Source organism: Nocardia sp. NPDC004860 (genome assembly GCF_040609015.1).
Lineage (GTDB): Bacteria > Actinomycetota > Actinomycetes > Mycobacteriales > Mycobacteriaceae > Nocardia.
On sequence record NZ_JBEXJI010000008.1, the window covers coordinates 138,555 to 165,534 of the forward strand.

Below are 26,980 nucleotides of genomic sequence, written 5' to 3' on the forward strand. Positions count from 1 at the left end.
CGCGCCGGACCGGTCAGGCGACGCGTTCCCTGATCCAGCGGCGGGCGGCGCGACCGCCGCGCCGACGGTGGTCTCCGCGTTCGGCGGGAGTGGAGCGGCCGCGGTGGTGCGGCCGCCACGGCGGCGCGAACGCCGGTTGCGCCGAGAGCGTTTCGCGTCCCCGGCGGCCTCGGCCGCGCCGGCGGGCGAGGCAGGGGAGCCCTGGCCGTTGCGCGCCTCGGTGGCCGGGGCCGAATCGGCTTCGGCGGCAGTCGTATTCGTGCCCTCGCCCGGCCTGTTCTCGCCGCGGCCGCGGCCGCCGCGGCGGCGTTTGCGGCGGGCGCGCGAGCGGGAGCTGACGCCGGGCTCGACGGTAGCGGTCTCGGTGCCCGAATCCTCCGGGCGCGCAATCGGTTCCAGCCCGAGCTTGGCCAGGATCATGCGGACGACGCGGCCGGGGCTGCGGCCGTCGGTGCGCACCCGCACGGTCGCCACCTCACGGTAGAGGGGGCGGCGGATCTTCATCAGTTCGCGGTACTTCTTGGCGGGGTCGTCGCCGTTGAGCAGCGGGCGGTTGGTGCTGGCGCCGGTGCGGCGCAGCCCTTCGCCCACACTGATTTCCAGGTAGACGACGGTACGGTCGTGCAGCAGGGCGCGGGTCGCGGCCGAGAGCACCGAGCCGCCGCCGAGGGAGACCACGCCGTGCCCGGCGAGGACGGCGTCACGGACGACCTCCTCCTCCATGCGGCGGAACTCCGGCTCGCCGTCCTCGGCGAAGATCTCCGGAATCGTGCGCCCGGCGCGCTCCTCGATCGCGGCGTCGGTGTCGTAGAGGTCCACGCCGAGTTCCCGGGCCAGCTTGCGCCCGATGGTGGACTTGCCCGCGCCCGGCGGGCCGACCAGCACCAGACTGATTGCGGGCCGGTCGGTTTCACCGGCCGCCGCGGTGGGTTCGTGCTCGCCGGACACCGCGCTGTCGTCAGCGGTCACTGCCCGGCGTGGCCCGGGATGTGCGGGCGGGCGTTGATCCGCTTCAGGTAGGCGTGGATGTTGTCGACGGTCTCGGGCAGCGAGTCGCCGCCGAACTTGTCCAGCACGGCCTGCGCCACGACCAGCGCCACCATCGCCTCGGCGACCACACCGGCCGCGGGCACCGCGCACACATCCGAGCGCTGGTGGATGGCGACGGCCTCCTCGCCGGAGGACATGTCGACCGTCGACAGCGCCCGCGGCACGGTCGAGATCGGCTTCATGGCCGCGCGCACGCGCAGCGCCTCGCCATTGGTCATGCCGCCCTCCAGGCCGCCCGCGCGGTTGGTGGAGCGCAGCACGCCGTCGGGGCCCGGCCGCATCTCGTCGTGGGCCTGGCTGCCGCGGCGGCGGGCGGTCTCGAAACCGTCGCCCACCTCGACGCCCTTGATGGCCTGAATGCCCATGAGCGCGGCCGCCAGTCGCGAATCCAGGCGCGCCTCACCGGAGGTGAACGAGCCCAGGCCCACGGGCAGGCCCTCGATCACGACCTCGACCACACCGCCCAGGGTGTCGCCGTCCTTCTTGGCCGCCTCGATCTCGGCGATCATGGCCGCCTCGGCGTCCTTGTCGAACGCGCGCACCGGCGACTCGTCGATGGCGTCCAGATCCGAGGCGGTCGGGACCACGCCGGTGGTGTTCGCGGCGGCGCCGATGGACACCACGTGCGAGATCACCTCGACGCCCAGCGCCTGGCGCAGGAAGTTCTTGGCCACGGTGCCCGCCGCGACCCGCGCCGCGGTCTCGCGGGCGCTGGCCCGCTCCAGGACATTGCGGGCGTCGTCGAAGCCGTACTTGAGCATGCCCGAGTAGTCGGCGTGGCCGGGCCGGGGACGGGTGAGGGGGGCGTTGCGGGCGAGGTCCGCGAGCTCGGCCTCGTCCACCGGATCGGCGGACATGACCTGGGTCCACTTGGGCCACTCCGAGTTCGCCACCTCGATGGCGACCGGGCCGCCCATGGTGCGGCCGTGGCGCACGCCGCCGACCATGGTGACCACGTCGGCCTCGAACTTCATCCGCGCGCCGCGCCCGTACCCGAGCCGTCGCCGGGCCAGCTGCGCGCCGATCTCGGCGGAGGTCACCTCGACACCGGCCACCATCCCCTCGAGGATGGTGACGAGAGCAGGACCATGGGATTCTCCGGCAGTTATCCAGCGCAACACGAGTGACATCTTTCCATGACAACGGGGGCGCTCGAACACACGGCCCGTGCGTAGCCCGATGTCAGCGCACGGCCACCACCGCCACCATGCTCGCGGCACACATCGCGGGCCCGTGCGCGAGCGTCCCGGCGACGACCGCCCGCCGGCCCGCGCCCGGGATCGGCAGCCGATGCCCGAGCATGCCGCCCAGGCCGGCGGCGGCGGTGAGCATCGGCGCGGCCAACGCCGCCCAGGACCAGGTCTGGGCGCCGCAGAGGGCTGTTGCCGCTCCTAGACCGAAGGCGAGTTTGACGTCGCCCGCGCCGAGGGCGCGCGGGCAGCAGAGGTGGACGAACAGGTAGGGAACGGTCAGCAGCAGGGCGCCGGAGACCGCGAGTGCCGGCCTGCCCGTGGCGAATCCGTAGCCGATCACGAGCGCGGCGCCGGGCAGGGTGAGGACGTTCGGTAGCCGCCGGCTGCGCAGATCGCAGACGCTCAGGGCGACGCACCATAGGGTCAGCAGCAGGACGGGCAACGGAGACATGAATCGAGGATCGCGCGGCGGCGGCCGGTGCGGAGGGCGTGATCGCGAAATGTGGAGAACCGCTTGCGATGTGAACAGCCTGGGTTCCATTACCAGGTCATTCACGTGTTGCGTGTCGGTGTTGCGGCGTGTCGGCGGTAGCTTTGACGCATGTCTGCTGATCACGATCCGGTCCGGCGCCCCGACTACGCGCTGCGCAGGGCCAGCCTGCGCAATCTGCTGGTGGAGAACCGCGTCGATGCCCTGCTGGTCACGGACCTGATCAATATCCGGTACCTGACCGGTTTCACCGGCTCCAACGCCGCGCTGCTGGTGTACGCCTGGGATTCCAGCGAGGACCGCACCATCATCTGCACCGACGGCCGCTACCTCACCCAGGTCGGCGTGCAGGTGCCCGATCTGCGCGCCGAGATCAACCGGGCCAGTGCGCGCCGCGTCATGGAGATCGCGGGGGAGTGGCAGACCGGCCGGGTCGGTTTCGAGAGCCACGTGGTCACCGTCGAACAGCATCGCGGCCTGTCCGCGCTGGGCACCGGCCTGGACCTGGTCGCGGTCTCGGGGCTGGTCGAGCAGTTGCGCATGGTGAAGGACGACTTCGAGGTCGAGCAGCTGCGCGCGGCCTGTGACGCCGCCGACGCGGCCCTGGCCACCCTGCTCGAGCGCGGCGGGCTGCGTCCCGGCCGCACCGAGCGGGAGGTGGCCCGGGAGCTGGAGTGGCTCATGTTCGAGCACGGCGCCGAGGCGGTCGCCTTCGAGACCATCGTGGCCGCGGGCGCGAATTCGGCTGTCCCGCATCATCGCCCGACCGGGTCGGTGCTGGCCACCGGTGATTTCGTGAAGCTCGACTTCGGCGCGGTGGTCGGCGGCTACCACTCCGACATGACCCGCACCTTCGTGCTGGGTGCGCCGACGGACTGGCAGCGCGAGGTCTATGACCTGGTCCAGCGGGCGCAGCAGGCCGGCCGCGAGGCCCTGACCCCGGGCGTCTCGACCAAGGCGGTGGACGCGGCGTCGCGCGCGGTGATCGAGGCCGCCGGGCACGGTGAGCTGTTCGTGCACGGCCTCGGGCACGGTGTGGGCCTGCAGATTCACGAAGCGCCCGGAATAGCCAAAACCGGCACGGGTACACTGCTGGATGGCGTGGCGGTGACCGTCGAGCCAGGTGTGTACTTCCCCGGCCGCGGTGGTGTCCGGATCGAGGACACACTCGTGGTTCGCCAGGGGGGCCCGGAGCTGCTCACCCGCACCAGCAAAGACCTGACCGTCGTCGACTGACGCACGGTTCGACCGACTAGTAGGAGATCCGAGGACAGTGGCGGACACCAGCGACTTCAAGAACGGCCTCGTGCTGAAGATCGACAATCAGCTGCAGCAGATCGTCGAGTTCCAGCACGTGAAGCCGGGTAAGGGTCCCGCCTTCGTGCGCACCAAGCTGAAGAACGTGGTCTCGGGCAAGGTTGTCGACAAGACCTTCAACGCGGGCGTCAAGGTGGAGACCGCGACCGTCGACCGTCGCGACATGACGTACCTGTACCACGATGGTCAGGACTACATCTTCATGGACGGCGACACCTACGACCAGATCCACCTGAGCGAGCAGCTGCTGGGCCGCAACGCGGGCTTCCTGCTGGAGAACATGGCCGTGCAGATCGCCATGCACGAGGGCGAGGCGCTGTTCGTCGAGCTCCCGGTCGCCATCGACGTGATCGTCACCCACACCGAGCCGGGCCTGCAGGGCGACCGCTCCTCGGCCGGCACCAAGCCCGCCACCGTGGAGACCGGCGCCGAGGTGCAGGTGCCGCTGTTCATCAACCAGGGTGACAAGCTGCGCATCGACACCCGGGACGGCAGCTACATCAGCCGCGTCAACAACTGACGCGACGGATAATGTCTTCCGTGGCCGATCAATCGGACAAGAAGTCGTTCAAGAAGCTCGGCGCACGGCACAAGGCGCGCCGGCGCGCGGTGGATCTGCTCTTCGAGGCGGAGGCCCGCGATATCGATCCCGCGGATCTGCTGTCCGAGCGTGTCTCGCTGGCGGTGCGTGAGGAGTCGGTGGCGCCGGTGAACCCCTACACCCGGGTCCTGGTCGAAGGCGTCGCCGACGATCTGGACCGGGTGGACGGCACCATCGAGTCGTACCTGCAGGACTGGACGCTGGGACGGCTGCCCGCCGTGGACCGTGCCATCCTGCGGGTGGCGGTGTGGGAGTTGTTCCACGGCAACGACGTTCCACCGGTGGTGGCGGTCGACGAGGCGGTGGAGCTGGCCAAGGAGCTCTCCACCGACGATTCGCCGTCGTTCATCAATGGTGTGCTGGGGCAGGTGGTCCAGGTGGCCCCGCAGGTGCGGGCCGCCGCGGCCGCGACCCGCGCCACCGTCGCCGACGACGAGAAGTAGGACGAGAAGTAGTTCGAAGGAGAAGCGCAGGGTGCGCAAGTATCTCGTGATGGCCATGCGCACCCCGCGCTTCGACGACTCCGTCATCGTCCCGCACAAGGACTGGCTGACGGCCGTCCGCGAGCGTGGACAGCTGGTGGAAACCGGCAAATTCACCGACGGCAGCGGCGGTGCGTACGTGATCACCGCCGAAAACCTGACTGCCGCACAGGAACTGATCCGCACCGACCCGATTCACACGACGGGCGCGTCGGAACTCACCGTCTACGAGTGGGAAATCACCGGCTGATCCGGACTTTCGTCACGCCCCGGCGGGACGCAGCACGATCGTGCCCTTGGCCGCCCGGTCGGCCAGCAGCTGATGGGCGTGGGCGGCCTGATCGAGCGGTAGCACGCGGTCGACGAGCGGGGTCAGTGAACCCGTCGCGGCGCGATTCAGTGCCGCGGCGCGCGCGGCGGCGACCCCCGCCAGCCAGTCCGGCCCGGAGCAGCCGATCAGGGTGAGGCCGCGCATGATCAGGTCCATGGCGCCGACCTGTGCGGGCGCGCCGGACAGGAAGCCGTAGCTGAGCATGCGGCCGCGCAGCGGCGTCATGAGATCCAGCAGGGCCAGGGCGGATTCGCCGCCGATCGAGTCGAACACGACGTCCAGCGTTGTGCCGCCGAGCATTTCGCGCAGTTGCTCGGTCCAGCCGGGTATGTGGTGATCGACGACGATGTCCGCACCGAATTCGCGTGCCTGCAAGGCCTTCTCGGCCCCGCCCGCGGTGGCGATCACCCGCGCGGCGCCGTACTCCTTGGCCAGCTGGGTGAGATAGGCGCCGACGCCGGTCGCGGCCGCCTCGATCAGGACCGTCTCGGTGCCGGTGAGCCGCGCGGTCTCCAGCAGCGGGATCGCGACCGACCCGCTCATGGCGACCGCCGCGGCCTCGGCGGTGCCCAGTCCGTCCGGAATCGCGGTCGCCGTCTCCACCGGAACGCAGACCTGCTCGGCATAGGTGCCGAAACTGTTGCTGCTCACCACTGCTCGCTGCCCGATCAGCGCCGGGTCCACGCCCGCGCCGACCTCGGCGATGACGCCCGCGGCCTGGGTGCCGAAGACGATCGGGAACTCCACCGGCAGCGGGAACGTGCCCGACCGCAGCATGGTCTCCGGGAACAGCACCGGAATCGCCTCGGTGTGCACCAGGATCTCTCCGGCCTGCGGGCGCGGCGCGGGCACCTCGCTCGCCACCAGGACGTCGGGTGCGCCGGTAGCGGTCAATAGGATTGCGTGCATTGAGAACCTCTCATAAGTTGACTGACGGTCAAGATATGTCTGCGAAGATATTGACCGTCGGTCAAGTTGTCAATGAAAGTGGTGATATGGACCGGCCCAAGGAACGCGCCGACGCAGCGCGCAACCGGCAGGCAATCCTGGCGGCGGCGCGGAAGCTGTTCGCCGAGGAGGGGGCCGACGCCGCCACGATGGAACGGATCGCGGCAGCGGCCGGGGTGGCCAAGGGCACGCTCTTCCACCGCTTCGGCAGCCGCGCCGGCCTGCTGCACGAACTGATGGCCGAGGGTGCGTTCGACCTGATGGAGGCCGTGCGGTCGGGTCCGCCGCCGCTCGGTCCGGGCGCTCCGGCCGGGGAGCGCCTGCTGGCCTACTTCGACGCCATGACCCGTCTGGTCGCCGACGACATCGAGATCTCGGTCGCCTATCGGGCAATCCCTCCGCATCCACGTGCCGAGGAACTCCACGCCTTCTGGGCCGCCCACATCAGCAGCCTGCTCCGCGAGATCCGCCCCGATCTCGACGCCGACGTGGTCGGCGGGTTGCTGCTCGCGCCCCTGGGTGGTGACCTGGTGCCCTACCTGGTCCGCAACGGCCAGAAGGACCGGCTTCTCGAGGCCGTCCGGCAGCTGGTCCAATCGGTTCTCGACGGAGCTGCGTGAGACTGCGGACCTGCCCGATTGGGGACTCGCCCGAGTCGCAACGAATCCGCCAGAGCCGCAGCGAATTCGCCCGAGTCGACGTGGATGTGCCTGAGCCGCAACCGCTCTGCCCGAGTTGCGACGGATATGCCCGGGTCGCGAAGATATGCCGGAACTGCGAGGGATCTGCCCGCGGGTGACGGATATGCCTGAGCGGGAACGGTCCAGGTCAGTTCGGGCTGTCGTCGTAGCGTTCGCGGGCGGCGAGGACGTCCTCGATGTGGGTCTCGGCCCAGCTCTTGATCGCCTGCATGACCGGGAGCAGGCTGCGTCCGAGTTCGGTGAGCTCGTAGTCGACCCGGACCGGCACCGAGGCGGTGACCGCGCGGCTGACCAGCCCGTCGCGTTCCATGGTGCGCAGGGTCTGGGTGAGCATCTTCTGGCTGACGCCCGCGACGATGCGGGACAGGTCGCTGTAGCGGCGGGGTCCGCCGGCGAGCGCGGTGAGCAGCAGGCTCACCCATTTGTCGCTGATGCGGTCGAGCAGGTGCCGGGTGGGGCATTCCTGGACGTAGGCGTCGTAGGCGCGGCGGGCTTCGGTGCGCCGCTGGGCCGCGGTCGTGGTTGCCATGGCTCTCCCTCGCGTACGGTACGCACTCCGAGGTGCGTACTTCCCAGTGGAGAGTAACACTCCGTAGGTTCGGGGCTGGATGGAAAACCGTACAGCAGAGGAGAACTCACATGCGTGCCGTCGTGATTCGTTCGTTCGGAGGTCCCGAGGCGCTGGAGCTGGCAGGCGTGCCGGTGCCGTCGCCGGGTCCCGGGCAGGTGCGGATTCGGGTGACCGCCGCCGGGGTGAATCCGGTCGATCTGCACACCCGCTCGGGCGGTCTGGCACAGGCGGGCCTGATGGTGCCGCGCGACGTGATCGGCCTCGGCTGGGACGTCGCCGGCACGATCGACGAGATCGGTTCCGGCGTCCCGGTTTTCGCGCTCGGTGACCAGGTGTACGGGTTGTCGGACCGCCTGGACGTGCCATTGGGCGCGCAGGCGGATTTCGTCGTCCTGGACGCCGCGGCCGTCGCGCTCGCCCCGCGCCGTGCTTCCGCGGTCGAGGCGGCGACGATACCGCTGAATGCCCTGACCGCCGTGCAGTCCCTGGACGCGCTCGTGCTCACCGCCGGGCAGACCGTGCTGATCACCGGCGCTGCCGGTGCGGTCGGCGGCTTCGCGGTGGAACTGGCTGTGGCCCAGGGCCTTCGGGTGGTGGCGACCGCCGCCGCCCCGGACGAGGACCTGGTCCGTGAACTCGGCGCGGAATTCTTCGTCCCGCGCGGCGCGCGCCTGGGCGAGGCGGTGCGCGCCCTGATCCCGGGCGGTGCCGACGGCGCGGTGGACGCCGCGTCCCTGGGCGCCGAGGCTCTCGACGCGGTCCGCTCCGGGGGCGGGTTCGCGGCCGTGGTGGGTGGCGCGGAACCGGCGGGTCTGCGCGGAATCCGGGTCGCCAACACCTGGATTCGCGCCGACGGTCCCCGCCTCGCCGAGCTGGCCGCCCTGGTCGATGCGGGCCGCCTGACTCCTCGTGTGGCCGGCACCCTGCCCCTCGACCGGGTCGCCGACGCCCACCACAGGCTCGCCGCCAGGGGCCTCCGCGGCCGTCTCGTACTGGTGCCCTGAACCGGCGGGTTCCCGGGGCATGCGCGAATTGTCCGGCATGTCGTCAGACCAGCAGGCCGCGACGATGGCGGCCTCGGAACCGATGCAGGCCCGCGTCGGCCACTCTGCGCGGCAAGCTGGAGGCCGCTGCCCTGGCCAATGTGTCCCGCGCCGTGCGGGTTCCGGACCGGTTCAGGCCGGGTGGGTGACCCGGTCGGCTAGGTGAAGGACCAGACGGCGGCGGGGCGGCCGGTGGCCTTCACACGAACCCGTTCGCCGGTGCGGGAGAGTCCGGGGATGGCGGCCAGGGTCCGGTTGAGGTTGCCGGGGTCGGGTTTCGCGCCGTGCAGGGCGGTGGTGAGGTCGACGGCTCTGGTGGCGGTGAACTGGTCGCCGGTCAGGGCGCGGGTGAATGCCAGGTCCTTCCAGAGCATCTCGGCCAGCCGGGCGCGGGCGGCGGCGACGATCTGGTTGTGGTCGAAGGCCAGATGCGGGACGGCGTCGAACGGGACCCAGGTCGCGCTGCCGGTTCCGTGCGGGCCGACCACGGCCCACATGGCGATGGACAGTGTCGGCCCGCGTGGATCGCGGTGCGGCTCATCGAAGGTGGCGACCTGCCCGACGGCGAGGATGGCCTCGGCCGGTACCCCGAGTTTGGTGTGGACCGCGCGGCGGGCGGCCTCGGCCAGGCGTTCGCCGAGGCCGAGCAGCACACCCGGCAGCGCGAGTTCACCGGCGAAGGGCTCCCACCGCCGGGGCGCGATGCCGAGGACGGCGGTGGGGTCGTCGGGTCCGTAGCGCAGGGTGATCACGTCGATGGACACTGCGGATTGTTGCTCCACAAATCGACAATCATGCCTGACAGCCTGTCGAATATCCCGGGTTGACCCCCGGTCGATTCGACAGCGCCCTTCTCGGGCGTCCACTCACGCCGGTAGCGGTGAGTATCGGTTCCCGCGTCTGTCGGGCTGGTTTCACTGGCACCGGTGGGGTGCCGGTCAGTGCCGTCCCGTCGGCGGGCATTGGTTACCCGGCCCCCTGCTGGGAGGTCCGGGGATCGTGACGAGCTGCTTTCTTGGATGTTCGGCCATAGCGCAAGATTGGTGGCCGCGTTCACGTCCCGGTCGGCGCGGAACCCGCACCCGCACAGGAACACTCGATCCGCCAATACCAGCCCGGCGTTGATAGTGCCGCACTTCGAGCAGCGTTTGCTCGACGGGAACCAGCGGTCAGCAGTGACCACCGTGCCGTTGCGCCAGTGCTGTTTGTACCGTAGCAAGCGGGCGAAGTCGGTCCAGCCGGCATCGCTGATAGCGCGGGCCAGGCGGTGATTGCCGAGCATCCCGGTCACGTTCAGGTCCTCGATGACGAGCCGGTCGTGGGTTTTGACCAGCTCGTTGGTGACCTGATGCAGGAACTGACGGCGCTTATCGGCGACCTTACGATGGTGGCGGGCCAGTTTCGCGGCGGCCTCGCCTCGATTGCGGGATCCTTTCTGCTTGCGGGACAACGCTTTCGACAGCCCCCGCAGTCGAGCAAGCCCGGAAGCGGCGGGTTTGGCTGGGTTTGCGATGCGGGCGAGCGCGGTTCCGTCGGCGTTGGCCGCGACCACGAACACCGACAATCCTCGATCCAATTCTGTCCAACCACCCGGATCTGCCGGGTCACGGAGCGGGTGGCGACGGGCTGGGTGCAGGTCAGCGGCCTCGGTTGCGAGACTGACCCACCATAGACCTGCGTGTTGAGACACCGTGGCGTATAAGATCTTCGCGCGCCCGAGTCGAAGCATTCGCCGCAACTGGCGGGTATCGGCACGAACCCGAATCAGACCGATGCCAGGCAAGGTGACCGATCGCGCGATGCCGTCATCACCGACACGAATCGAGGCACGCCCACCGTTCGAACCTTTGGTGCGCAGCCGGAATGCCGGGGTTGTGCGTGCCTTGGTCTTGAAACGGGGAAAACCGACAGGTTTGCCCTTACGTTTGCCGTGACGCGACGCCGAGAAGGCTTTCAAAGCGCGGCCGCAGTCCACGGCAGCTTCTTCGAACACCTGCTGGCATACCTGATCCCGCCACGCTAACCCCGTGACCTGTATCTGCGTGGTCCCGGACGGGTCGACGGTGAAGACCCGACCGGCAGTTTCGGTCTTCTTCCATGCATTGAAGGCGTTGATCAAACTGAATCCGGTCCACGGGATCGGGTAATCGGGATCGCTATTGCGTGCGGTGAGGGCGGTTTTCACCATGTGCAGGCACTGGTTGAACGCGAACCGCGCGGCACCGGCGTGCCGGGTAAGCACGGTGTGCTGCTCGGCTGTGGGGTCAAGCCGGTAACGGAACGTGGTGTGCCTGCTCATCACGAGCGAGTGTGACACAGGACACCGACAGGATTTGCGGTGTGGAGTTGGCCGAATGAGGTGCGCACCAGACGAATCGACAATCCGCCCATCCTCGGAACGTTGAAACGATCAGTCCTTGTATAGGCGCTGAGCCGGGATCCGGAGGGTGCGATCGGCTCGGTCCGGCCCGCACGCGGTGAGCACCACGGGCGCGCCGAGTTCGGCCTCCAGGTAGCCGGGCATGTCGGCGGGCAGGTCGGCCAGGGCCGGGGTGGCGGCGGCGAGGAGATCGGTGAGCCGCCGCTGGTGGCCGAGGTCCTGCCAGACACCGCACGCCAGCCGCTCGACGCAGCCGTCGGGGGTGAGATAGCCGGTGGCGGTGCGGATGTCGCCGAGGGCGTCGAGGTGGTTGACGACCACGCCGTCGATCCCGCCGCAGGCTTCGACGGCGTAGCGGAGCAGCAGCGGATCGAGGTGCCCGCGCCGGAACGCGCCCTGGTATTCGCCGGTTCCGTTGTGCGGCTCCGCAATCGCGAGCGCCGGGTCCTCGGTCGGGAAGGGCCCGGCCCCGTGCCTGGTCATGTACGCGCGGGTCACGCCGAGCACGTAGCCGGGCGCGCCGAGGCGCGCCAGCATGGCGCGCGCGTGCCGGGGTTCGACGGTCGACCAGGTGGTGTACGGGTGGGTGCCGCGCCACTCGTCGAGCAGCACCCCCTGCGCGCCTTCGAACACCAGCCGGCCCTGACGCGCGAATGCGGCGAGCTGCTCGCCCGGCAGGATGGCCACGGCCCGGGCGAACGCGGTGTACGCCGCGACCAGATCGTCGATCGGGTCGTAGCGGTGCCGTCCGCCCGCGAGCAGCGGCCCGTAGTGTTCTTCGAGCGCGATCAGTTTGCGCCGCAACACCTCCGGTCGACGGCAGTCGGCGGCCCGGGGTGCGTCGTGGCCGAGCGCGTAGCTCGCCGTCTCGCCGATGCCGATGCCGCACGAACCGTGCCGGGCGGTACCCCTCGTATCCTCCCGGCAACGATTGGCGGCTCCGTGGATCGGCGTGGTGAGCAGGGCCCGCTCGTCCACGTAGAGCAGGGACAGCGGATCGGCGACGCCGAGCGCGGCGAGTTCGCGCGCCTCGGCGGCCAGAGCCAGCGGTTCCACCAGCATGTGCCGCGACAGCAGGGTCGGCACCCGCGACAGGGTGCCGGACCCGAACTGGTGGAAGGTGTGGTGGCGGCCGTCGGCTATCACATTGTGGGCGGCCTGCGCCCCGCCGTTGAACCGCACCACCGCGGCCACGTCGAGCCCGGCCTGCGGTGAGCACAGCCAGTCCACGGTGGCGCCCTTGCCGGCATCGCCGAAGCCCAGGTCTACCACGATCAGGTGGCTGTCGCCGAACATGTTGTGTCCCTTCGTCCATCGGATCCGGTCAGAGATCCACGTCGTCGGTCCCGGTGGCGGCCGGCAGCGCCCCGACGCTGCGTCCGCGCCGGGCGCCGCCCAGCGGTGCGAGGGCCTTGCCCACCGCGTCGGCCTCGCTGGTCGATCCGATATCGCGCAGATCGGCCAGCCCTGCCCCGAGGTCGATGCGGTCCTCGGCGATGCCGATGGTCAGGGCGATGAGCTCGCACACCGCGGCCGGATCGTCGAGCCGCAGGAACCGCTCACCCAGCAGCCCCTGCCAGTGCTCGGCGATCTCCGGATCCCGGTAGTAGCTGGACTGATTGGGCAGGATGTAGTGCACGTGCCAGCGGTCGGCCAGCTCGCGGTAGATCGACTCGACCGAGATGTCGTGGTCGACGTCGTCGCCGATGACGGCGCGAAGGTGGCGAGCGGCCAGCCGCTTCTTGTTCAGCTCGTCGCCGACGATGAACAGGTAGCCCTTGCGGCCCCGCTTGTCCCACGCGTCGGTGGCGGTGTGCCGGGCGATGAAATACGCTGCCAGCTCGTAACTTTCGGACTTCTGCCCGCCACCGCCGCCCTCCAGCAGGATGAGCCGCAGCTGCTCGTCCATCCGGTTGTCGGATTCGAACTGCCCGACCTGCAGCGGCACCCGGTCGCTGTCGGCGTCGCCGATGGCCCCGAACAGGATCTGCGGATCCTCCGCATAACCCTTGCGCTGCAACAGCCCGTGCAGTTTGGCCAGCTTCTCCTGCATGATGCGGGGCACCCTGCCCATGGATCCGGTGACGTCGAACAGCACCGCGATGGGCAGTGAGTTGCCGTGGTCGTCGGAGTCCCGCGACTCCCGCTTGTCCACCCCGAACGGATCCAGGGTGGGGTGCGCCTTCCACTGATCCCACGGCACCGACCGCATATCCGCGGTGTAGCCGAAGTCGTCGAGCCCCTTCGCCGCGCGGAAGGTCCGCGCCGCGTCGTAGGCACTGTCGTCCCAGCGTCCGTAACCCATTGCTATCACTTACCTTTCGTGAGCTCGAAGGGCCGGAAGCGGCGCTTCCCGTAGAGCCGGTCGAGCAGATCGTCGAATTCCCCGAGCAGGTCCGCGGCGTCGGGCCGCAGCCGTGGATCGGATTGCAGGCACCCCGTGGCGTAGGACCGCAGGGCCGCGGGTGCGCGGTCGCCGAGCATGGTGAGCATCAGGCGATGCGCGAGGTGGACATCGGTGGCGGGGGAGACCGCGTCCCGGATCTCCGGCGGATAGTCGAGCGACTTCAGCGTGGCCGCCGCCGGATTCCCGGGCCGGGTCGCGAAAGACCAGCCCGCCAGCACGATTCCGTGCAGGCGCGGATGCACCAGCACATTGGCCGGGCTGATGGCGGTGTGCACCCACCCCGCCAGCTGTGCTCCGGCCAGGCAGCGCAGCAGCCGGCGATGCATCCAGGCGTAGTCGCGCGGGTCCAGGCCACCGGGGTAGGCGGCCCGGACTTCCTCGAGCGTCACGAACTCCCTGGTGAGCGCGGCGAGCACGTTCACCGTGCGCTGCTCGCCGGTCGCGGAGTCCAGATGGTCGACCGTATCGATCAGCTCCGGGAAGTACGGCCCCGGCCATTTGTGCTCCGTGGCCACGATCGCGATGTCGCGCAGGGCATTTCGCTCCCCGGACAGCAGCCGGTTGGCCGCCGTCCGGCGCGGGATCTTCACGACCCGGTCCGAGCCGCTGCGGTACACGTCCGCGACCGAGCCCGACGCGTGCAGCGCACCCACCGGGTACGTCCCGTGTGCGCCGGTCACCTCGAAGGCGGGCTCGTCCAGTTCCAGCCACTGCCGGTACAGCTCGGCCAGCCGTGCGAACGCGACCCCCGCGATGCCGGCGTCGACGGCCTGCACCCGATCGGGATGCACGATCCCCGCCAGCCGGTGGTAGCGCCGCCGGGCGTCCTGCCGGGCCGCGGAATCCGTTGCGGCAGCACCGAACAGATCCTCGGGCCGCCGGGCCGCCCGAATGCTCTCGGCGGTCTCTCGTGCTGTCGTCATGGTTTTAGGCTAGATGACTAAAACAATGCGCACCAGAGGTTCGGGGGAACTTTTTGTAGTTTCGACAAAAAGCCTGGCGGGCGGGCCGGGTGGTCAGCGACCGGGGTGTGCGACCCATCCGGCGACCACGGCCAGCCCGGTGGGCCGGTGCACGGCCAGGAATCCGAACGGGCGGTCGAACGTCACCGTGGTGTGCAGCACGGTGTGCGCCGGTCTCGGGAACCGGGCGCTGGCCAGGTTCATCGACAGCGCGGTGACCGCGGCGGCATCGAACCCGGTCTCGGTGAAGCGCGCGAACACGTCCTGCGCGGCCTGGTCGACATAGAGCGGGCGCGCCGACATCGCCGGGAAATGGCCCCGCGCGCTGTCGGTCACCGTGGTCAGGCCGAACAGTGCCGACTGGTCGATCAGGTTGTGCAGGCTGCGAATCTCGAAGGGCGGCAACAGGGTTTCCAGGCTGTCGCCCTGCCCGTGATCGGCCACGGCCTGCACTCTCAGTCCGGGTGCTTCGGTGCCTGCCGGCAGGTCCGTCCGGATCGGGATGGTGCCGTCCAGTGCGTCGAGGCCGGTCGTCAGCACTGTGCCCGGCGTGCCCTCGCCCAGGAGCAGGTGTACGTCGAGATCTTCTGTGCCGTAGACGATTACGCGCGTCACCGCCGTATCCGCGCCGAGTACGCTCGCGTGCTGTGGGCGCGACGAGAACCGGCGCAGAGCGGGACCGCTGTGGCCACGCCATGGTCCGTCGGTGACCTCCATGGTGGTCCGGCGGAAGGGGTCCTCCCATCGGGTGCGGGCGACCAGCGCGGTGGCGAGCACCAGGACCGTCGCGGCGTCGATCGGGAGCGGGAACTTCTCGATCAGGCCGTCGGTGTGGCCGCTCGCCCAGGTGTCGAGGGCGGCCTGATCGGTGAGGGTCTCCACGGTTCCCGCCGGCAGTCGTCGCGACCACTCCGGGCGCAGCGGCAGGTCCCGCCGGACCCAGAGGCCGAGCGCCGCCGAGACCGAGTCGGCCTCGGTCAGGGTGCGCAGCAGGTCCAGCGCCCGACCATTGCCGTCGGCGGCGGAAATGCCGGTGGCCGTGGCGAGTTCGCTGCGTCCGGGCTCGTCGGCGGCGGAGGCCAGCAGGGCGAGCAGTGGCCAGACGCCGCAGCCGGACAGTACGAAGTCCCCGGTCCCGGCGGCGGCGCACCAGCGGGCGGTGAGGCGGTTGGCGGCATCGACATATTCGGCCAATGCGGTCGTCATGATGTCAGCCTAGGTCTAATGGGCCCGCCCGATCCGGGGCTACGGTGAGAGAAACGATGTCGTCGACTCTCACCGAGGAGATCATGATGGTTGCCGCTGATACGGCGACGGAGCCTGCCGCGCGCCTGCGGGCATCGATGGAGCACGGTGCCACCGCCGCGCAGGCATGGGCGTTGTTCGACGCCCTGCCCACGGTGCGAGTCGAGGAGATCACCACCGGCCGGTGGCGGGGCGACGAGGTCGCGACGGGTCATCCGTGGGACGGGCTGCTCGTCGAATCCGGCTGGTATGGCAAGCAATTCGACAGCGCCGATGATGTGCAGCCGCTGTTGTTCTCGGGGCCGGACGGGGGCATCTTCCCCGTTGACCCGCGCCGGGTCCCGCTGTTCCTGGCGGGCAAGGTGCCGGTGACCGGCCTGCGCCCGGTGCGCCGCTCGCTCGGGGTGTTGCGGCCGGTGTTGCGGACGACGACTCCGCGCGCCCGGCTGCGGAACCTGGAGTTTCGTGGAAAGTCCAGTGCCGCAATGATCTACGATCACCTGCCGATCATCGATATTTTCCGGCGAGTCGACAACGACACGCTGCTCGGCGTCATGGATATGCGCGGGCTGAACGAACCGTACTTCTTCGTCCTCTACCGCGACCGCTAGCCGCCTGCACGAAGCGTCTGTCCCCGAGTCGACCTCGGCCTACCATCGAAGAGGACAGTGGTCTTCGACTCGGGAGGTCCCGATGGAACGCACGACCTGTCTGATCGCCGGTGGGGGACCGGCGGGAATGTTCCTGGGGCTGATGCTGGCCCGCGGTGGCATCGAGGTCATGGTGCTCGAGAAACACGGTGACTTCCTGCGCGACTTCCGCGGCGATACCGTGCACCCGACCACCCTGGAACTCATCGACGCGCTGGGTCTGCGCGAGGACTTCGCGAAACTGCCGCAGCGGCGGTTGAACGACATACAGATACCCATCGGCGGTCGCATGGTGCCGCTCGCGACGTTCGCGCACATCCCGGGCAGGCACAAATATGTGGCTATGGTGCCGCAGTGGGACCTGCTGGATCTACTGGCCCGCGCGGGCGACGTCGAGCCGACCTTCCGGTTGCGCATGAGCACCGAGGCGGTCGATCTGGTGTACGAGGGCGGCGCCGTCGCGGGTGTGCGCTATCGCACGAAAGATGGTGCGACCGGCGAGATTCGCGCCGACCTGACGGTGGCCTGCGACGGCCGCTCCTCGGTGCTGCGTGCGGCCGCCGGGCTCGGGGTTCACAACTGGCCCACGCCGTTCGACGCGTGGTGGTTCCGCATCCCGCGCAACGGCACCGACCCGGCCGGTCTGATCCCGGTGGTCAGCGCCCACCGCGTGGCGGTGCTGTTCGACCGCGGCGACTACTGGCAGAGCGCTACGCTGATCGCCAAGGGCAGCGACACCGACCTGCGCACGCGCCAACCGGTCGGCGTCATCATGCGTGATCTGGGCGCGGTGGCCCCGTGGCTGGGCGACCGCACCGACGCCCTCCGGACCTGGGACGAGGTGAAACTGCTCGACGTCAAGCTGGATCGCGTCGACCGCTGGTACACCGACGGCCTGTTGTGCATCGGCGACGCCGCCCACGCCATGTCCCCGGTCGGCGGCGTCGGCATCAACCTGGCGGTGCAGGACGCGGTGGCCACCGCGCGCATTCTCGGCCCGAAACTGTTGTCGCACACCGTAACCACCGCCGACCTGGCCCGGGTCCAGCGCCGGCGAGCCCTGCCGACGGCCGTTGTCCAGAGCATGCAGCGGCTGGCCCACGCCGGCGTCATCCGCCCGGCGGTGGCGGGTCGCCTGGACGTCTCGAACGCCACCGAAACGCCCACGGCTCTACGCGTTTTCCGGCGCATCCCCGTGGTGCGCAGCCTGCCGACCTTCCTGGTCGGCCGAGGTGTGCTACCCGAGCCGGTACCCGCGTTCGCTCGTCGCGACTGAACCGCACTGTCCGTGCGGGGGAGCGAAAGCCCCTGCGGCGCAGGATATCCGCGTTGTAGGGATTTGTCAGGCGGTGGGCCGGCCTGGCCGCGGCGTCCGGACCCCTCGTCCTACCGGACGCCGCGCGGGCGGAACTGAATACTGATGCGCGGCCCCACCGGCCGCTTCGTCTTGGGAATGGCATGCTCCCAGGTCCTTTGGCACGAACCACCCATGACGATGAGATCCCCGTGCCCCAGCGGATACCGCACGCTGGCTCCACCGCCGCGCGGTCGCAAGAGCAACGCCCGTGCAGCGCCCACCGACACGATGGCCACCATGGTGTCGTCGGTCGCCCCGCGCCCGGAGGTGTCCCCGTGCCAGGCGACGCTGTCGTTTCCGTCGCGGTAGTAGCACAGGCCCGCGGTGGTGAACGGCTCACCCAGTTCAGCGGAGTAGTGCGTGCTCAACGCCTCCCGTGCCTCGGCCAGCACCGGATCCGGTAGCTCCCGCTCCGCCTCGTAGAAGCACAGCAGCCGCGGCACGTCCACCATCCGGTCGTACATGGCGCGCCGATCCGCGCGCCAGGGCACCTCCGTCACGAGCCGTTCGAACAGCACATCCGCGCCGCTCAACCAGCCCGGCAGCACATCCACCCAGGCGCCGTCGCCGAGTTCGGTGCGCTGTATCCCCTGCAGCGCACCGAGTTCCACCTCCCCGAAGCCGTCCAGAAGTGATCCCTGCCAAGGCGTCGACATGTCGAAGAACATACCACAATTCCGAACGTATGTTCGATAGGGCTGTTCAGATGTCGAGTTCTTCGTCGATCTTGCGGAGCTGATGACGGGCCAGGGCCAGGTTGCCGCGGATGCGGTCGAGGGCGAGATAGAGGAACAGGCGACTCGCCGGGTGCGCGCTCAGCGGGCGCAGCAGATGATACTGACCGGTCAGGGTGATCAGGATGTCCTCGATCCCTTCGTCGAGGCCGAGCTGTTCGATGGTGCGCATCTTGGCGCGGACCACCTCGGTATTGCCGGCCGCGCCGAGCTGCAGGTCCAGGGATCGGGATCCGCCGGCGGTGCCGAGGGTCATCCCGCTGCTGTAGTCGACGATCGCGGCGCCGAGCGCCCCGTCGATGGTCATCATGTCCTTCAGTGCCACATCCAGATTCGACATGTGTCTCCCTTTCCGTGTGATGTCCTCGATCGGTGGAATTCGGGTGCCGTCAGTCGTGAGGGGCCGGCGCCAGGGTCGCGGCGATGGCGCGGACCACCGGGCGGGCTTCCAGGTGAACACGGGCCAGCGTGGCGTCGGGGCCTGTGAGCAGGGCCAGGCAGGCGATGGGGCCGGCGCGGTAGACCACCACGTGGCCGACGCCGCTGTCGAGGACCACCTCGTGCAGGTCGGCGCCATGGGTGGCGGCCGCGAAGGTCAGCGACACCGACAGCAGCGCCGCGGTCAGCGCCGCAATGCCGGTGGCTTCGATGGCATCCGGGAGATCGTCGGCCAGCAGCAGGCCGTCGCTCGAGGCCACCGCGGATCCGATCAGATGCGGAACGCGTCGCCGTAGCGTGTGTAGGTGTGTTTCGAGGTCGCTGCCCGCCGAGTCCGCACGCGGTGAATCGATGCGAGCGCCGCTGCCCGGACCGGTCAGGGCGGTGGCGTCGTGCGTGAGCGTCATGGCTCGTCTCCTCTGTCGGCGGGAACCTCTTCGCTGGCGCGCACGGACAACGTGCCTGCCCTGGTCGGGCGTCATGTGCGCGTGTCGATCGATCTCGAGCCGAACGCGTTGTGCCACTGCGTGATCACTGGCGAGCTCTGCAGCGCCGTTCGACGGCGCTACTATTCCGGACCCACCGCAACTTGGACGAGCGAACACGCTGAGCACGACGCGCAAGTGTCAACGCCACCGATCTCATTGGGGCGCTGATGGTTTCACAAACTCACCTTCGGCTCCATCCAGAATAGCGATCCATCGGCGAATGCGCAGCAACAACTTGTGCTCCGATGCCGGGCGGCATTTCGGGGTAGGAGCTGCAATCGATTCGAACCGCCGGGTCGGTATTGATTGCGCGCCCGGGCATTTCAAATCCGACCGACCAGTCGTACTCGCACTCGCCGACTCGGCGCGTGGGCGTAGGTCACGCCTTGTGTTTACATACGGGCGACCGTATGGTTTTCTGCATGGAACAACATGTCCTCACCGAGGCGACCGATCCCTTCTGTCTGGACAGAGCGGCTGCCGTCGCACGGCTGATCGGGGCTCCCTGGGGGAGGTATGCCGTTCTGGGAGACAGCCTTTCCGCGGGAACCGGCGATCCCACCCCGGGCTACGGCGATCAGGGCTGGCCGGACCGCGTCGCCGGGATCCTGCGATCGGTTCGGCCGGATCTGGCCTATCTCAATGTCTCCGAGATCGGCGCGACGACCGCCCAGGCGCTCGAGCGGCAGGCGGATCGCGTAGTCGCGTTCTCCCCGGACCTGCTCCACCTGCCGTGCGGGGCCAATGACATCGTGCGGCGCACACCGGACTTCGACGAGATCGAGCGAACCCTGCGACGCATGTACGACCTGGCGAAGCGGACCGGCGCACTGCTGACCACCTTCACACTCGGCCGGGCCTATGTCGTCCCGGTCTTCCCGGACTGGCCGGAGCGGATCGCCAGGGTCAACGAGATCGTGCGCGGGCTGGCAGCCGAATACGGCGCGCTCGTGGTGGACATGTGGGACCACCCGGTCAACGACCGCGACAACCTGCTCAGTGCGGATCGCATCCACTTCTCGACCTCGGGCCAGGCCGTCATGGCGTCCGAGACGGTCGAGAAGCTGGCGAAATCACTGGGACGCAACACATCCGAGTTGTCCTCGACCTCGCGCTGACCCCTCACGGCGAGCAGCGCAGGCCGAACTGTCCGGGTTCGTACAGTGCCCGGCCCTGACAAATGAAGAGGTTTTCATCGTGGCAGTCAGTCAGTACTCAGGCGGTCGGCCGGTCGTGGCCGCGGACGCCGAAGCCATTCCCTGGACGACGATCTCGATTGTCCTGAGCGCCTTGTTCGTCGCGGTTCTGGATTCGTTCATCGTCGTGGTCGCCGCGCCCTCGATCGTGGCGGATCTGCACGCCTCCGCCGGTGACGTTCAATGGGTGCTCGCGGGCTATCAATTGAGCTACGCGGTCTTCATCATCACCGCTACCCGCTTGGCCGATCTGTACGGCCGCAAACGGATCTTCCTGCTCGGTGCCGCGGTCTTCACGCTGTCCTCGGTCGCGTGCGCGCTCGCACCGGACGCGGGCAGCCTCATCACCGCGCGCGTCGTCCAGGGCCTGGGCGCCGCGCTGATGGTGCCGCAGGTGTTCGCCTATGTCACCGTGCTGGTGCCGGCGGCCAAGCGGCACAGCGTCTTCGGCGTGGTCGGCATCGTCATGGGCATGGCCACCATCGGCGGACAGGTCATCGGCGGACTGCTGATCGGCGCGGATCTGTTCGATTCCGGCTGGCGCCTGGTGTTCTGGGTGAACGTGCCGATCGGCGTCGTCATGTTCCTGCTCGCCCTGCGCTCTGTGCCGGCCACCGGGTCGGCCGCCTTCCGCCGACTGGACCTGCCCGGCGTGCTGGTGCTCAGCGTGGCCCTCTTCCTCCTGGTGCTGCCATTGATCCAAGGGCAGCAGGCGGGCTGGCCGGGCTGGGTCTGGGCCTGCTTCGGGAGCAGCGCAGTCGCTTTCGGGGCGTTCGTCGCGATCGAGCGTCGGCTGGAACGCCGGGGCGGGGATCCGCTGGTGCCCTTGACCTTGTTCGGCCAGCGCTCGTTCTCGCTCGGGATCGTCCTCGTGCTCGCCCTGTACGCGCTGATCTACTCGTACTATCTGGCCCTGTCGGTGACGATGCAGCAGGGTCTCGGCCTGTCGGCGCTGGGCGCGGGCCTGGTCTACGCGCCTGCGGCAACCGCCTTCTTCGTGTTCAGCATGGTGGCGAGCCGGACCATCCCGAAATACGGGCGACGGGTCCTCGAGGTCGGCGCGATCGTCATGGCGAGCGGCTACCTGGCGACCGGCCTGCTGCTGGTGTCCGGCCCGCGGATCACGCCACTGCTGGTGATCCCCACTCTCGTATTGCAGAGTGTCGGTGGCGGATTGGTCATCACGCCCGCGCTCAACACGGTGCTGAGCCGGGTGCGACCGGAGTCGGCCGGCGTCGCGTCGGGGGTCCTGTCGACGGCCCAGCAGTGCGGGGGAGCGCTGGGTGTCGCCGTGATCGGCGCGATCTTCTTCGGCGCGTTCGATCCCGCCGCGGCAGACCGGGTCGCCGCCGCCGGTCACGCCTTCGCCGTCGCGTCCTTCGCGACCTGCGTCATCGCGGTCGTCTCGGGTGTGATCGTGTTTCTGCTCCCGAAACAGCCTGCGGCCCAGGGCTGAACGGGTCGATGTGCTGACGGCCGGGCCCGCCCGGCCGTCAGCATCCGATCAGGCCGGGACCTGATCGTGCTGGTTCACGAATGCGAGGAACCGCGGAATCACCTGCTCGGGAATGGCCCACAGCATCTCGTGGCCGACGCCCGGGTAGATGTCGACCTCGGCCCCCGGAATGTGTTCACGGACTCTTTGTGCGCCCACTTCCGGATCATTGGCGACCGTGGTGGCGCCGAACAGCACCATCAGTGGCGCGGTGACGGCCGCCAGCTGCTCGTCGGTGAGCGGTCGCTCCCACGGCATGGCGAGACGGAACCTGATGGCGCTCAACGTCAATGCCCACTGTTCCTCGCTGAACTCCAGACCCGGCGTGAGCCACTCCGAGAGCTTCGCCAGCCGCTTGCGGGTCGGCACCATCCCGCCGACGAGGAAACGGAACAGCACACTCCAGCGCGGTGTGGTGAAGGTCGCCCCGCCTGGTTCGAGCATGGTCAGGCTGGCCACCCGCTCGGAGTGCTGGACACCGACCAGCAGTGCCAGCCAGGAGCCGACGGAATACCCGCCCAGATGCACGCGCTCGATACCCAATCCGTCGAACACCTCCAGCAGCCAGCGCACGATGTCGTCCTCGTCGCGCAGGGGCTCGGTCTGCTCGCTGCGTCCCGCCCAGCCCAACGGATCCGGGGTGTACACCACGTGATCCCGCGACAGTTCCGTGATGACCGACTCCCAGAACAGCCCATTGCCCGGCATCCCCGGCAGCAGCACGATCGGCGTGCCGTCTCCCGACCCGGATTTGCGCACTCGTGTTGTGCCGAACGAGGTGTCGATATCGAGATCGATCGACGGCACCGGCCACTGCGCGGCCATCGCGTCGTACGCACGCAGGTACTTCTCCTTGGCCTTCGCGCTGGTGAAACGTCCGATCTTCTTGGCCATCGGGCCTTCCCTTCCTCTTCGGTGCGTGGTCTGTGTCGGTCGTCTACTCGGCGGTGAGCAGGTCGGCCGGCTCGTGCGATCGGGCGAAGGCCAGAATCCGGTCCAGTACGGCGTCCTTGCCCGGGCTGTGGAACAGCAGCCCATGGTTCGCGCCCGGGTAGATCTCCACCTCGCAGTCCGGCAGGTGCCGCCGGGCCCGCGCGGCGGCCCGCTCGGGATTGCCCAGCACGGTCTCGGACCCGTAGATCAGGAGGGCGGGGACGGTGATCGCCTGCAGCTCTTCGTCTTTCAGTCGTTGCGGCCACGGGGTCCGGGTCCGATAACCGAGTCCGGCCTTCGCGAACTCGGTGTACCGAATAGTCCACAGTTTCGACAGTGACGCGTAGGCCTTCATGTAGGCGTCCTGTGCCGCCTCGTTCTTCCATTGCCCGATCCCGGCCATGGTGCCTCCCCGCTCATCATCGTTGATGATACGAACGTATCATAAAAATGATATGGGCGTACCATCAAAAACTTCGATGCCAGGGAGTCATAGGAGAGCTGGTCATATGCCGCGTTTGGTGGATCACGAGCAGCGGCGGCGGGAGATCACCACGGCCGCGCGCGCGGTCATCGCCGCCGGTGGGCTGGATGCCGCCACGTTCCAGTCCGTGGCGGCGCAGGCTGGGATCTCGGTGCGCCTGATCCAGTACTACTTCGGCACCAAGCGTGATCTCATGCTCGCCACGCATCGTGCGGTGGTGGAGGACTGGGGGAGGGTGTTCGCGGAGGCGCTGGGTGCGCTGGGGCCCGATGCCGCACCGCGCGAGGTCATCCGGGCTGTCTCGCTCGGGCTGATTCCCCTGGACGATGTTCGGCACCAGGACAATCTGGTGTTCGCGGCCTTCCATGCGGCGAATCTGACCGGCAATACCGTCACCTCGGAGGAGATGATGGGACCGCCGCGCTACCTGATCACCAGCTTCACCGAGCAGTTGCGCCGCGACCGGCCGGGCGAAACCGATACGCGTGCACTGGAACTCGACGCGGAGCTGATCGTGCTCGCGGTCACCGGGATCAGTCAGGCGGTCCTGGCCGGCGGAACCACCCGGGAGACGGCGGTCGAACTACTCGACCACCTGCTCGACCGGGTGTTCGCCGGTGAATAGCGGCTAGCGGCCCTGGGGGCTGACCTGCGCGCGCACGAAATCGACCACCGCGTCGGTGAATTCGTCATTGGCGTCGCTGGCGGCGGTGTGTGCCGCGGTGCCGATCTCGGTGTAGTCGGCGTGCGGGACCAGGGCCCGGAACGCGGTGACGCCCTCCTCGCTGACGACGTCGGACAGCGCGCCGCGCACCAGCAGCACCGGGATGGTCAGCTGCCGCGCCGCGTGCTCCAGTTGCTCGGTGTGCACGTCGATCTCCTCGCCGCGCCCGTCGCGCGGGCCGCCCATCATGGCGGGATCCCAGTGCCAGTACCAGCGACCGTCGGCGCGCTGGCGCAGATTGCGTTGCAGCCCTTCGGGATTGCGTGGGCGGCGGCGGTGGGGGAGGTAGGCGGCGACGGCGTCGGCGGCCTCCTCGAGGCTGGCGAAGCCCTCCGGGTTGCTGCTCAGGAAGTTGATGACGCGCTCGACGCCCTTGCGCTCGGGACGTGGCACCACATCGACGAGGACGAGACCGGTGATGCGCTCACGCTCCGGGTGGGTGGTGGCCATGAGCCCGGTCAGGCCGCCCATGCTGGCGCCGACGACGAAGGCGGGCTGGTCCAGTTCGCGCAGCACCGCGATGAGGTCCTCGACCATGGCCTCGCGCGTGTAGTTGCCGTCCGGGTCCCAGTCGCTGTCGCCGTGCCCGCGCGCGTCGAGCAGGACGGCGTGCATCCCGGCCTTGGCCAGGGCGAGTCCGGAATCCTTCCACGAGCCGCGGGTCTGGCCGCCGCCGTGCAGGAACACCACCAGCGGGCCGTCCTGGGGTCCCCAGCTGTCCCCGGCGATGGTGATACCGCCGTGCCCGCGGAAGCTCACCCGGGCGGGTTCGGTGAATTCAGCGTCGTTGCTCACCCTTCGAGCATTGCACACGCGTGTTTACGGTGTATGAAGACTGGCCGGTAGCTGGGACCGCGGGCGGTCGGAGCCGGCCGTCGCGCTGGTCGCCGCTGGTCACAGCGAGCGGTCGATCACCGCGAGGACCAGGCACAATGCCGCCGCCGCCAGCATGAACGCGGCCAGATTGTGCAGTCCCGCGATGCCGGAACCCGGGGTGAGGAATGCGCCACTGACCGCCGCCGACCCGATCGCGCCGAAATAGGAGAAGGTCCGCATCAGGCCCGCCGAGGAACCGATGCGCTCCGGCTCGGCCTGGTGGTAGAGGGCGTTCTGGTTGGCCAGATTGTTGAGCCCCTGCGGGATGCCGTTGATGACGGCCGCGCCGACCAGCAACCACAGGGCGGTGCCGGAGTGCAGGGTCAGCAGCAGCACCGTCATGACCACCTGGCAGGTGCAGCCGACCAGCAGCTTGCCGCGAACCTCGGGCCGCCGGCCGGTGAGCGCGGACACGCCGATCGCGGTGGCCGACATGGGCAGCAGGATCAGGCCCGCCCCGGCGGCGGAGAGGCCGCGTCCCTCCTCCAGCCACTGGGTGAAGCCGTACAGGAAGCAGTAGCCGACCAGGGCGGTCAGCAGGGTGCGGGTGTAGGTGGCCAGCAGCGGGACATCGCCCGCGAGCAGCCGCACATCGAGGAAAGGCCGCTCGGCCCGCCGCTCCCGCCACACCAGTCCGGCTCCGGCGGCGATGGCCAGCACCGGCAGATACCAGTGCGCCGCTTGCGGTTTCATCAAGAAGAACAGGAAGCCGATCAACATCGCCGTGAACAACCCGATACCGGGCAGATCGATATCGGACCACCGGCCGCCGTGCGGCGCATCGGTTCTCGCTATCCGCCGCCATCCGATGACCAGGCACACCAGTGCCAGCGGCAGATTGACCGCGAACGTCGCCCGCCAGCCGCCGAGATGGATCAGGAGACCGCCCAGGGTCGGGCCGATGACGGCAATGGTCTGAGTGGCCACGGCCAGGGCGGTGAGCACCCCCTGCGGACTGTCCTTCCCGGTGCGTTCGGACTCGCTGCGGATCAGGTACATGGATGCGGGATAGCCCGCGCACGTGCCGAATCCGAGAATCACCCGGGCCAGCACCAGTACCCAGAGACTCGGCGCGACCATGCCCAGCAGGCCGGCGAATCCGGTGAGCGCGGCGCCGCCGAGATACAGCCGCCGCGGCCCGTAGAGGTCGATGAGCCGTCCCACCACCGGCTGCCCGATGGCGGTGGCCAGGTACAGCGCCGACACCAGCCATGCGGTCTCCGACGCCGGCGCGCCGAACGCCACACCGATCGGCACCAGCGAGACCGCGATGATGGACGAATTGATCGGGTTCAGGATCGAGCTGGTGATCATGGGCACCAGCAGCCGCCGGTCGAATCCGTCGGGCGGTCGCTCCCGGGTCCGCCGGTGCAGCGTCGAGATCATTGCGGCCCGAGTCTTTCCAGCAGCTCCAGCGCCGCCAGCAGCGTCTGCCGCTCGGCCTCGGTGTACTTCTCCTCGAGGGCGGTGGTGAGCCATTCCTGCCTCGCCCGGCTGCGGCCCGCCATCAGCTCCCGCCCGGCCGGGCTCAGCGAAACCAGTTGCCGCCGGCCATCTTTGGGATCGGGCCGCCGCAGTACGAAGCCGCGGTCGCTGAGAATGGCGAGGTGGGTGGCGATGGCCTGCGGGCGCACCCGCTCCGCCGCGGCGATCTCGCTGGCGGTGGCGTCACCGTTCTTCAACCGGCTCAGCACCGACAGCTGCGAGGGCGTCAGCTCCACATTGTCCGACGCCTCGAGGAACCGCCGTCGCAGGCGGCTCACCAGAACGCGCAGTTCCCGGGCCGCCTGGGCCGAGGACGCGGACAGGATCGCGGGGGCATCGGTCATGCCTCGACCCTAGATAGACAATCCAGGTTGCGCAATTGACATTGAACAACCTGAA

29 protein-coding genes and 1 pseudogene are annotated in these 26,980 nt (G+C 69.1%); 11 read left to right on the top strand and 19 right to left on the bottom strand.

All coding sequences use genetic code 11. From position 1 onward, the window contains the following. Nucleotides 1-402 precede the first annotated feature (402 nt). From ABZV44_RS17985 to ABZV44_RS17995, 3 genes and pseudogenes are all read right to left on the bottom strand, one after another. A pseudogene (locus ABZV44_RS17985) lies at nt 403-894 on the bottom strand (shikimate kinase); the annotation flags it as partial. A gap of 71 nt (nt 895-965) precedes the next feature. Beyond that, nucleotides 966-2,180, bottom strand: a complete 1,215-nt coding sequence (gene aroC / locus ABZV44_RS17990) for a chorismate synthase (RefSeq protein WP_354837337.1) — start codon at nt 2,178-2,180, stop codon at nt 966-968. Between the two features lie 52 nt (nt 2,181-2,232). Then, nucleotides 2,233-2,694, bottom strand: coding sequence for an A24 family peptidase (locus ABZV44_RS17995; RefSeq protein WP_354837339.1), 462 nt, complete (start codon nt 2,692-2,694; stop codon nt 2,233-2,235). A gap of 150 nt (nt 2,695-2,844) precedes the next feature. On the opposite strand from ABZV44_RS17995, the gene ABZV44_RS18000 reads away from it, so the two are divergent. Genes ABZV44_RS18000 through ABZV44_RS18015 form a run of 4 tightly spaced genes read left to right on the top strand, consistent with a single transcriptional unit; the run spans nt 2,845 to nt 5,383 of the window. Then, nucleotides 2,845-3,969: a Xaa-Pro peptidase family protein gene (locus ABZV44_RS18000; RefSeq protein ID WP_354837341.1), complete on the top strand. Its 1,125-nt coding sequence runs from the start codon at nt 2,845-2,847 to the stop codon at nt 3,967-3,969. Nucleotides 3,970-4,006: 37 nt separating this feature from the next. Continuing rightward, nucleotides 4,007-4,570, top strand: a complete 564-nt coding sequence (efp, locus tag ABZV44_RS18005) for an elongation factor P (protein WP_354837343.1) — start codon at nt 4,007-4,009, stop codon at nt 4,568-4,570. Between the two features lie 20 nt (nt 4,571-4,590). Next, nucleotides 4,591-5,094, top strand: a complete 504-nt coding sequence (gene nusB, locus ABZV44_RS18010) for a transcription antitermination factor NusB (RefSeq protein ID WP_354837345.1) — start codon at nt 4,591-4,593, stop codon at nt 5,092-5,094. 31 nt (nt 5,095-5,125) lie between these two features. Beyond that, a complete protein-coding gene (locus tag ABZV44_RS18015; RefSeq protein WP_354837347.1) occupies nt 5,126-5,383 on the top strand; it encodes a YciI family protein in 258 nt (85 codons plus the stop codon). 12 nt (nt 5,384-5,395) lie between these two features. Here ABZV44_RS18015 and ABZV44_RS18020 read toward each other — a convergent pair whose 3' ends face one another. Beyond that, nucleotides 5,396-6,373 carry a zinc-binding dehydrogenase gene (locus tag ABZV44_RS18020; RefSeq protein ID WP_354837349.1) on the bottom strand — a complete coding sequence of 326 codons (978 nt, stop codon included), beginning with the start codon at nt 6,371-6,373 and terminating at the stop codon, nt 5,396-5,398. Nucleotides 6,374-6,459: 86 nt separating this feature from the next. Here ABZV44_RS18020 and ABZV44_RS18025 point away from each other — a divergent pair, with 86 nt between their 5' ends. Continuing rightward, the gene (locus ABZV44_RS18025) at nt 6,460-7,032 is read left to right on the top strand and encodes a helix-turn-helix domain-containing protein (RefSeq protein WP_354837352.1); all 573 of its coding nucleotides are present in this window, start codon (nt 6,460-6,462) and stop codon (nt 7,030-7,032) included. Between the two features lie 208 nt (nt 7,033-7,240). Here ABZV44_RS18025 and ABZV44_RS18030 read toward each other — a convergent pair whose 3' ends face one another. Next, nucleotides 7,241-7,642, bottom strand: a complete 402-nt coding sequence (locus ABZV44_RS18030; RefSeq protein ID WP_354837354.1) for a helix-turn-helix domain-containing protein — start codon at nt 7,640-7,642, stop codon at nt 7,241-7,243. Between the two features lie 110 nt (nt 7,643-7,752). Between ABZV44_RS18030 and ABZV44_RS18035 the strand changes: the two genes are divergently transcribed. Beyond that, complete coding sequence (locus ABZV44_RS18035) at nt 7,753-8,688, top strand: NADP-dependent oxidoreductase (RefSeq protein ID WP_354837356.1); 936 nt, start codon at nt 7,753-7,755, stop codon at nt 8,686-8,688. Nucleotides 8,689-8,885: 197 nt separating this feature from the next. On the opposite strand, the gene ABZV44_RS18040 is transcribed toward ABZV44_RS18035, so the two are convergent. The 6 genes from ABZV44_RS18040 to ABZV44_RS18065 form a co-directional block, all read right to left on the bottom strand. Further along, nucleotides 8,886-9,491, bottom strand: a complete 606-nt coding sequence (locus ABZV44_RS18040) for an NUDIX domain-containing protein (protein WP_354837358.1) — start codon at nt 9,489-9,491, stop codon at nt 8,886-8,888. Then, on the bottom strand, nt 9,476-11,026 hold the full coding sequence (locus ABZV44_RS18045; protein ID WP_354837360.1) for an RNA-guided endonuclease TnpB family protein: 1,551 nt from the start codon (nt 11,024-11,026) through the stop codon (nt 9,476-9,478). Before ABZV44_RS18045 ends, ABZV44_RS18040 begins: the two co-directional genes overlap by 16 nt. Nucleotides 11,027-11,137: 111 nt before the next feature. After that, the gene (locus tag ABZV44_RS18050) at nt 11,138-12,403 is read right to left on the bottom strand and encodes an adenylosuccinate synthetase (protein ID WP_354837362.1); all 1,266 of its coding nucleotides are present in this window, start codon (nt 12,401-12,403) and stop codon (nt 11,138-11,140) included. 28 nt (nt 12,404-12,431) lie between these two features. Then, complete coding sequence (locus ABZV44_RS18055) at nt 12,432-13,412, bottom strand: hypothetical protein (protein ID WP_354837364.1); 981 nt, start codon at nt 13,410-13,412, stop codon at nt 12,432-12,434. 5 nt (nt 13,413-13,417) lie between these two features. Further along, on the bottom strand, nt 13,418-14,437 hold the full coding sequence (locus tag ABZV44_RS18060; protein WP_354837366.1) for a hypothetical protein: 1,020 nt from the start codon (nt 14,435-14,437) through the stop codon (nt 13,418-13,420). Nucleotides 14,438-14,530: 93 nt separating this feature from the next. Beyond that, nucleotides 14,531-15,682 carry a serpin family protein gene (locus tag ABZV44_RS18065; protein ID WP_354837368.1) on the bottom strand — a complete coding sequence of 384 codons (1,152 nt, stop codon included), beginning with the start codon at nt 15,680-15,682 and terminating at the stop codon, nt 14,531-14,533. A gap of 137 nt (nt 15,683-15,819) precedes the next feature. On the opposite strand from ABZV44_RS18065, the gene ABZV44_RS18070 reads away from it, so the two are divergent. Both ABZV44_RS18070 and ABZV44_RS18075 read left to right on the top strand, forming a co-directional pair. Further along, nucleotides 15,820-16,332 (top strand): DUF4334 domain-containing protein, encoded by a 513-nt coding sequence (locus ABZV44_RS18070; protein WP_354837563.1) that lies wholly within the window; start codon nt 15,820-15,822, stop codon nt 16,330-16,332. 82 nt (nt 16,333-16,414) lie between these two features. After that, nucleotides 16,415-17,647 carry an FAD-dependent oxidoreductase gene (locus ABZV44_RS18075; RefSeq protein ID WP_354837370.1) on the top strand — a complete coding sequence of 411 codons (1,233 nt, stop codon included), beginning with the start codon at nt 16,415-16,417 and terminating at the stop codon, nt 17,645-17,647. A 110-nt stretch (nt 17,648-17,757) separates the two neighbouring features. On the opposite strand, the gene ABZV44_RS18080 is transcribed toward ABZV44_RS18075, so the two are convergent. The 3 genes from ABZV44_RS18080 to ABZV44_RS18090 are packed head-to-tail and all read right to left on the bottom strand — an operon-like array spanning nt 17,758 to nt 19,307. Continuing rightward, nucleotides 17,758-18,384 (bottom strand): alpha-ketoglutarate-dependent dioxygenase AlkB, encoded by a 627-nt coding sequence (locus tag ABZV44_RS18080; RefSeq protein ID WP_354837372.1) that lies wholly within the window; start codon nt 18,382-18,384, stop codon nt 17,758-17,760. Between the two features lie 46 nt (nt 18,385-18,430). Continuing rightward, nucleotides 18,431-18,802, bottom strand: a complete 372-nt coding sequence (locus ABZV44_RS18085; protein ID WP_354837374.1) for a hypothetical protein — start codon at nt 18,800-18,802, stop codon at nt 18,431-18,433. 49 nt (nt 18,803-18,851) lie between these two features. Continuing rightward, a complete protein-coding gene (locus tag ABZV44_RS18090; protein ID WP_354837376.1) occupies nt 18,852-19,307 on the bottom strand; it encodes a roadblock/LC7 domain-containing protein in 456 nt (151 codons plus the stop codon). Between the two features lie 503 nt (nt 19,308-19,810). Here ABZV44_RS18090 and ABZV44_RS18095 point away from each other — a divergent pair. Further along, nucleotides 19,811-20,506: an SGNH/GDSL hydrolase family protein gene (locus ABZV44_RS18095; RefSeq protein WP_354837378.1), complete on the top strand. Its 696-nt coding sequence runs from the start codon at nt 19,811-19,813 to the stop codon at nt 20,504-20,506. A 79-nt stretch (nt 20,507-20,585) separates the two neighbouring features. Further along, the gene (locus ABZV44_RS18100; RefSeq protein WP_354837380.1) at nt 20,586-22,040 is read left to right on the top strand and encodes an MFS transporter; all 1,455 of its coding nucleotides are present in this window, start codon (nt 20,586-20,588) and stop codon (nt 22,038-22,040) included. 48 nt (nt 22,041-22,088) lie between these two features. On the opposite strand, the gene ABZV44_RS18105 is transcribed toward ABZV44_RS18100, so the two are convergent. Continuing rightward, nucleotides 22,089-22,973: an alpha/beta hydrolase gene (locus ABZV44_RS18105; protein WP_354837382.1), complete on the bottom strand. Its 885-nt coding sequence runs from the start codon at nt 22,971-22,973 to the stop codon at nt 22,089-22,091. A 43-nt stretch (nt 22,974-23,016) separates the two neighbouring features. Next, entirely contained in the window at nt 23,017-23,415 is a 399-nt protein-coding gene (locus ABZV44_RS18110) for an alpha/beta hydrolase (RefSeq protein ID WP_354837384.1), read from the bottom strand. A gap of 106 nt (nt 23,416-23,521) precedes the next feature. Here ABZV44_RS18110 and ABZV44_RS18115 point away from each other — a divergent pair, with 106 nt between their 5' ends. Continuing rightward, complete coding sequence (locus ABZV44_RS18115) at nt 23,522-24,121, top strand: TetR/AcrR family transcriptional regulator (protein ID WP_354837386.1); 600 nt, start codon at nt 23,522-23,524, stop codon at nt 24,119-24,121. 3 nt (nt 24,122-24,124) lie between these two features. On the opposite strand, the gene ABZV44_RS18120 is transcribed toward ABZV44_RS18115, so the two are convergent. From ABZV44_RS18120 to ABZV44_RS18130, 3 genes are all read right to left on the bottom strand, one after another. Further along, nucleotides 24,125-25,015: an alpha/beta hydrolase gene (locus tag ABZV44_RS18120; protein WP_354837388.1), complete on the bottom strand. Its 891-nt coding sequence runs from the start codon at nt 25,013-25,015 to the stop codon at nt 24,125-24,127. A gap of 99 nt (nt 25,016-25,114) precedes the next feature. Beyond that, complete coding sequence (locus ABZV44_RS18125; protein WP_354837390.1) at nt 25,115-26,482, bottom strand: MFS transporter; 1,368 nt, start codon at nt 26,480-26,482, stop codon at nt 25,115-25,117. Further along, on the bottom strand, nt 26,479-26,925 hold the full coding sequence (locus ABZV44_RS18130; RefSeq protein WP_354837392.1) for a MarR family transcriptional regulator: 447 nt from the start codon (nt 26,923-26,925) through the stop codon (nt 26,479-26,481). The genes ABZV44_RS18125 and ABZV44_RS18130 overlap by 4 nt, the downstream gene beginning before the upstream one ends. Between the last annotated feature and the right edge of the window lie 55 nt (nt 26,926-26,980).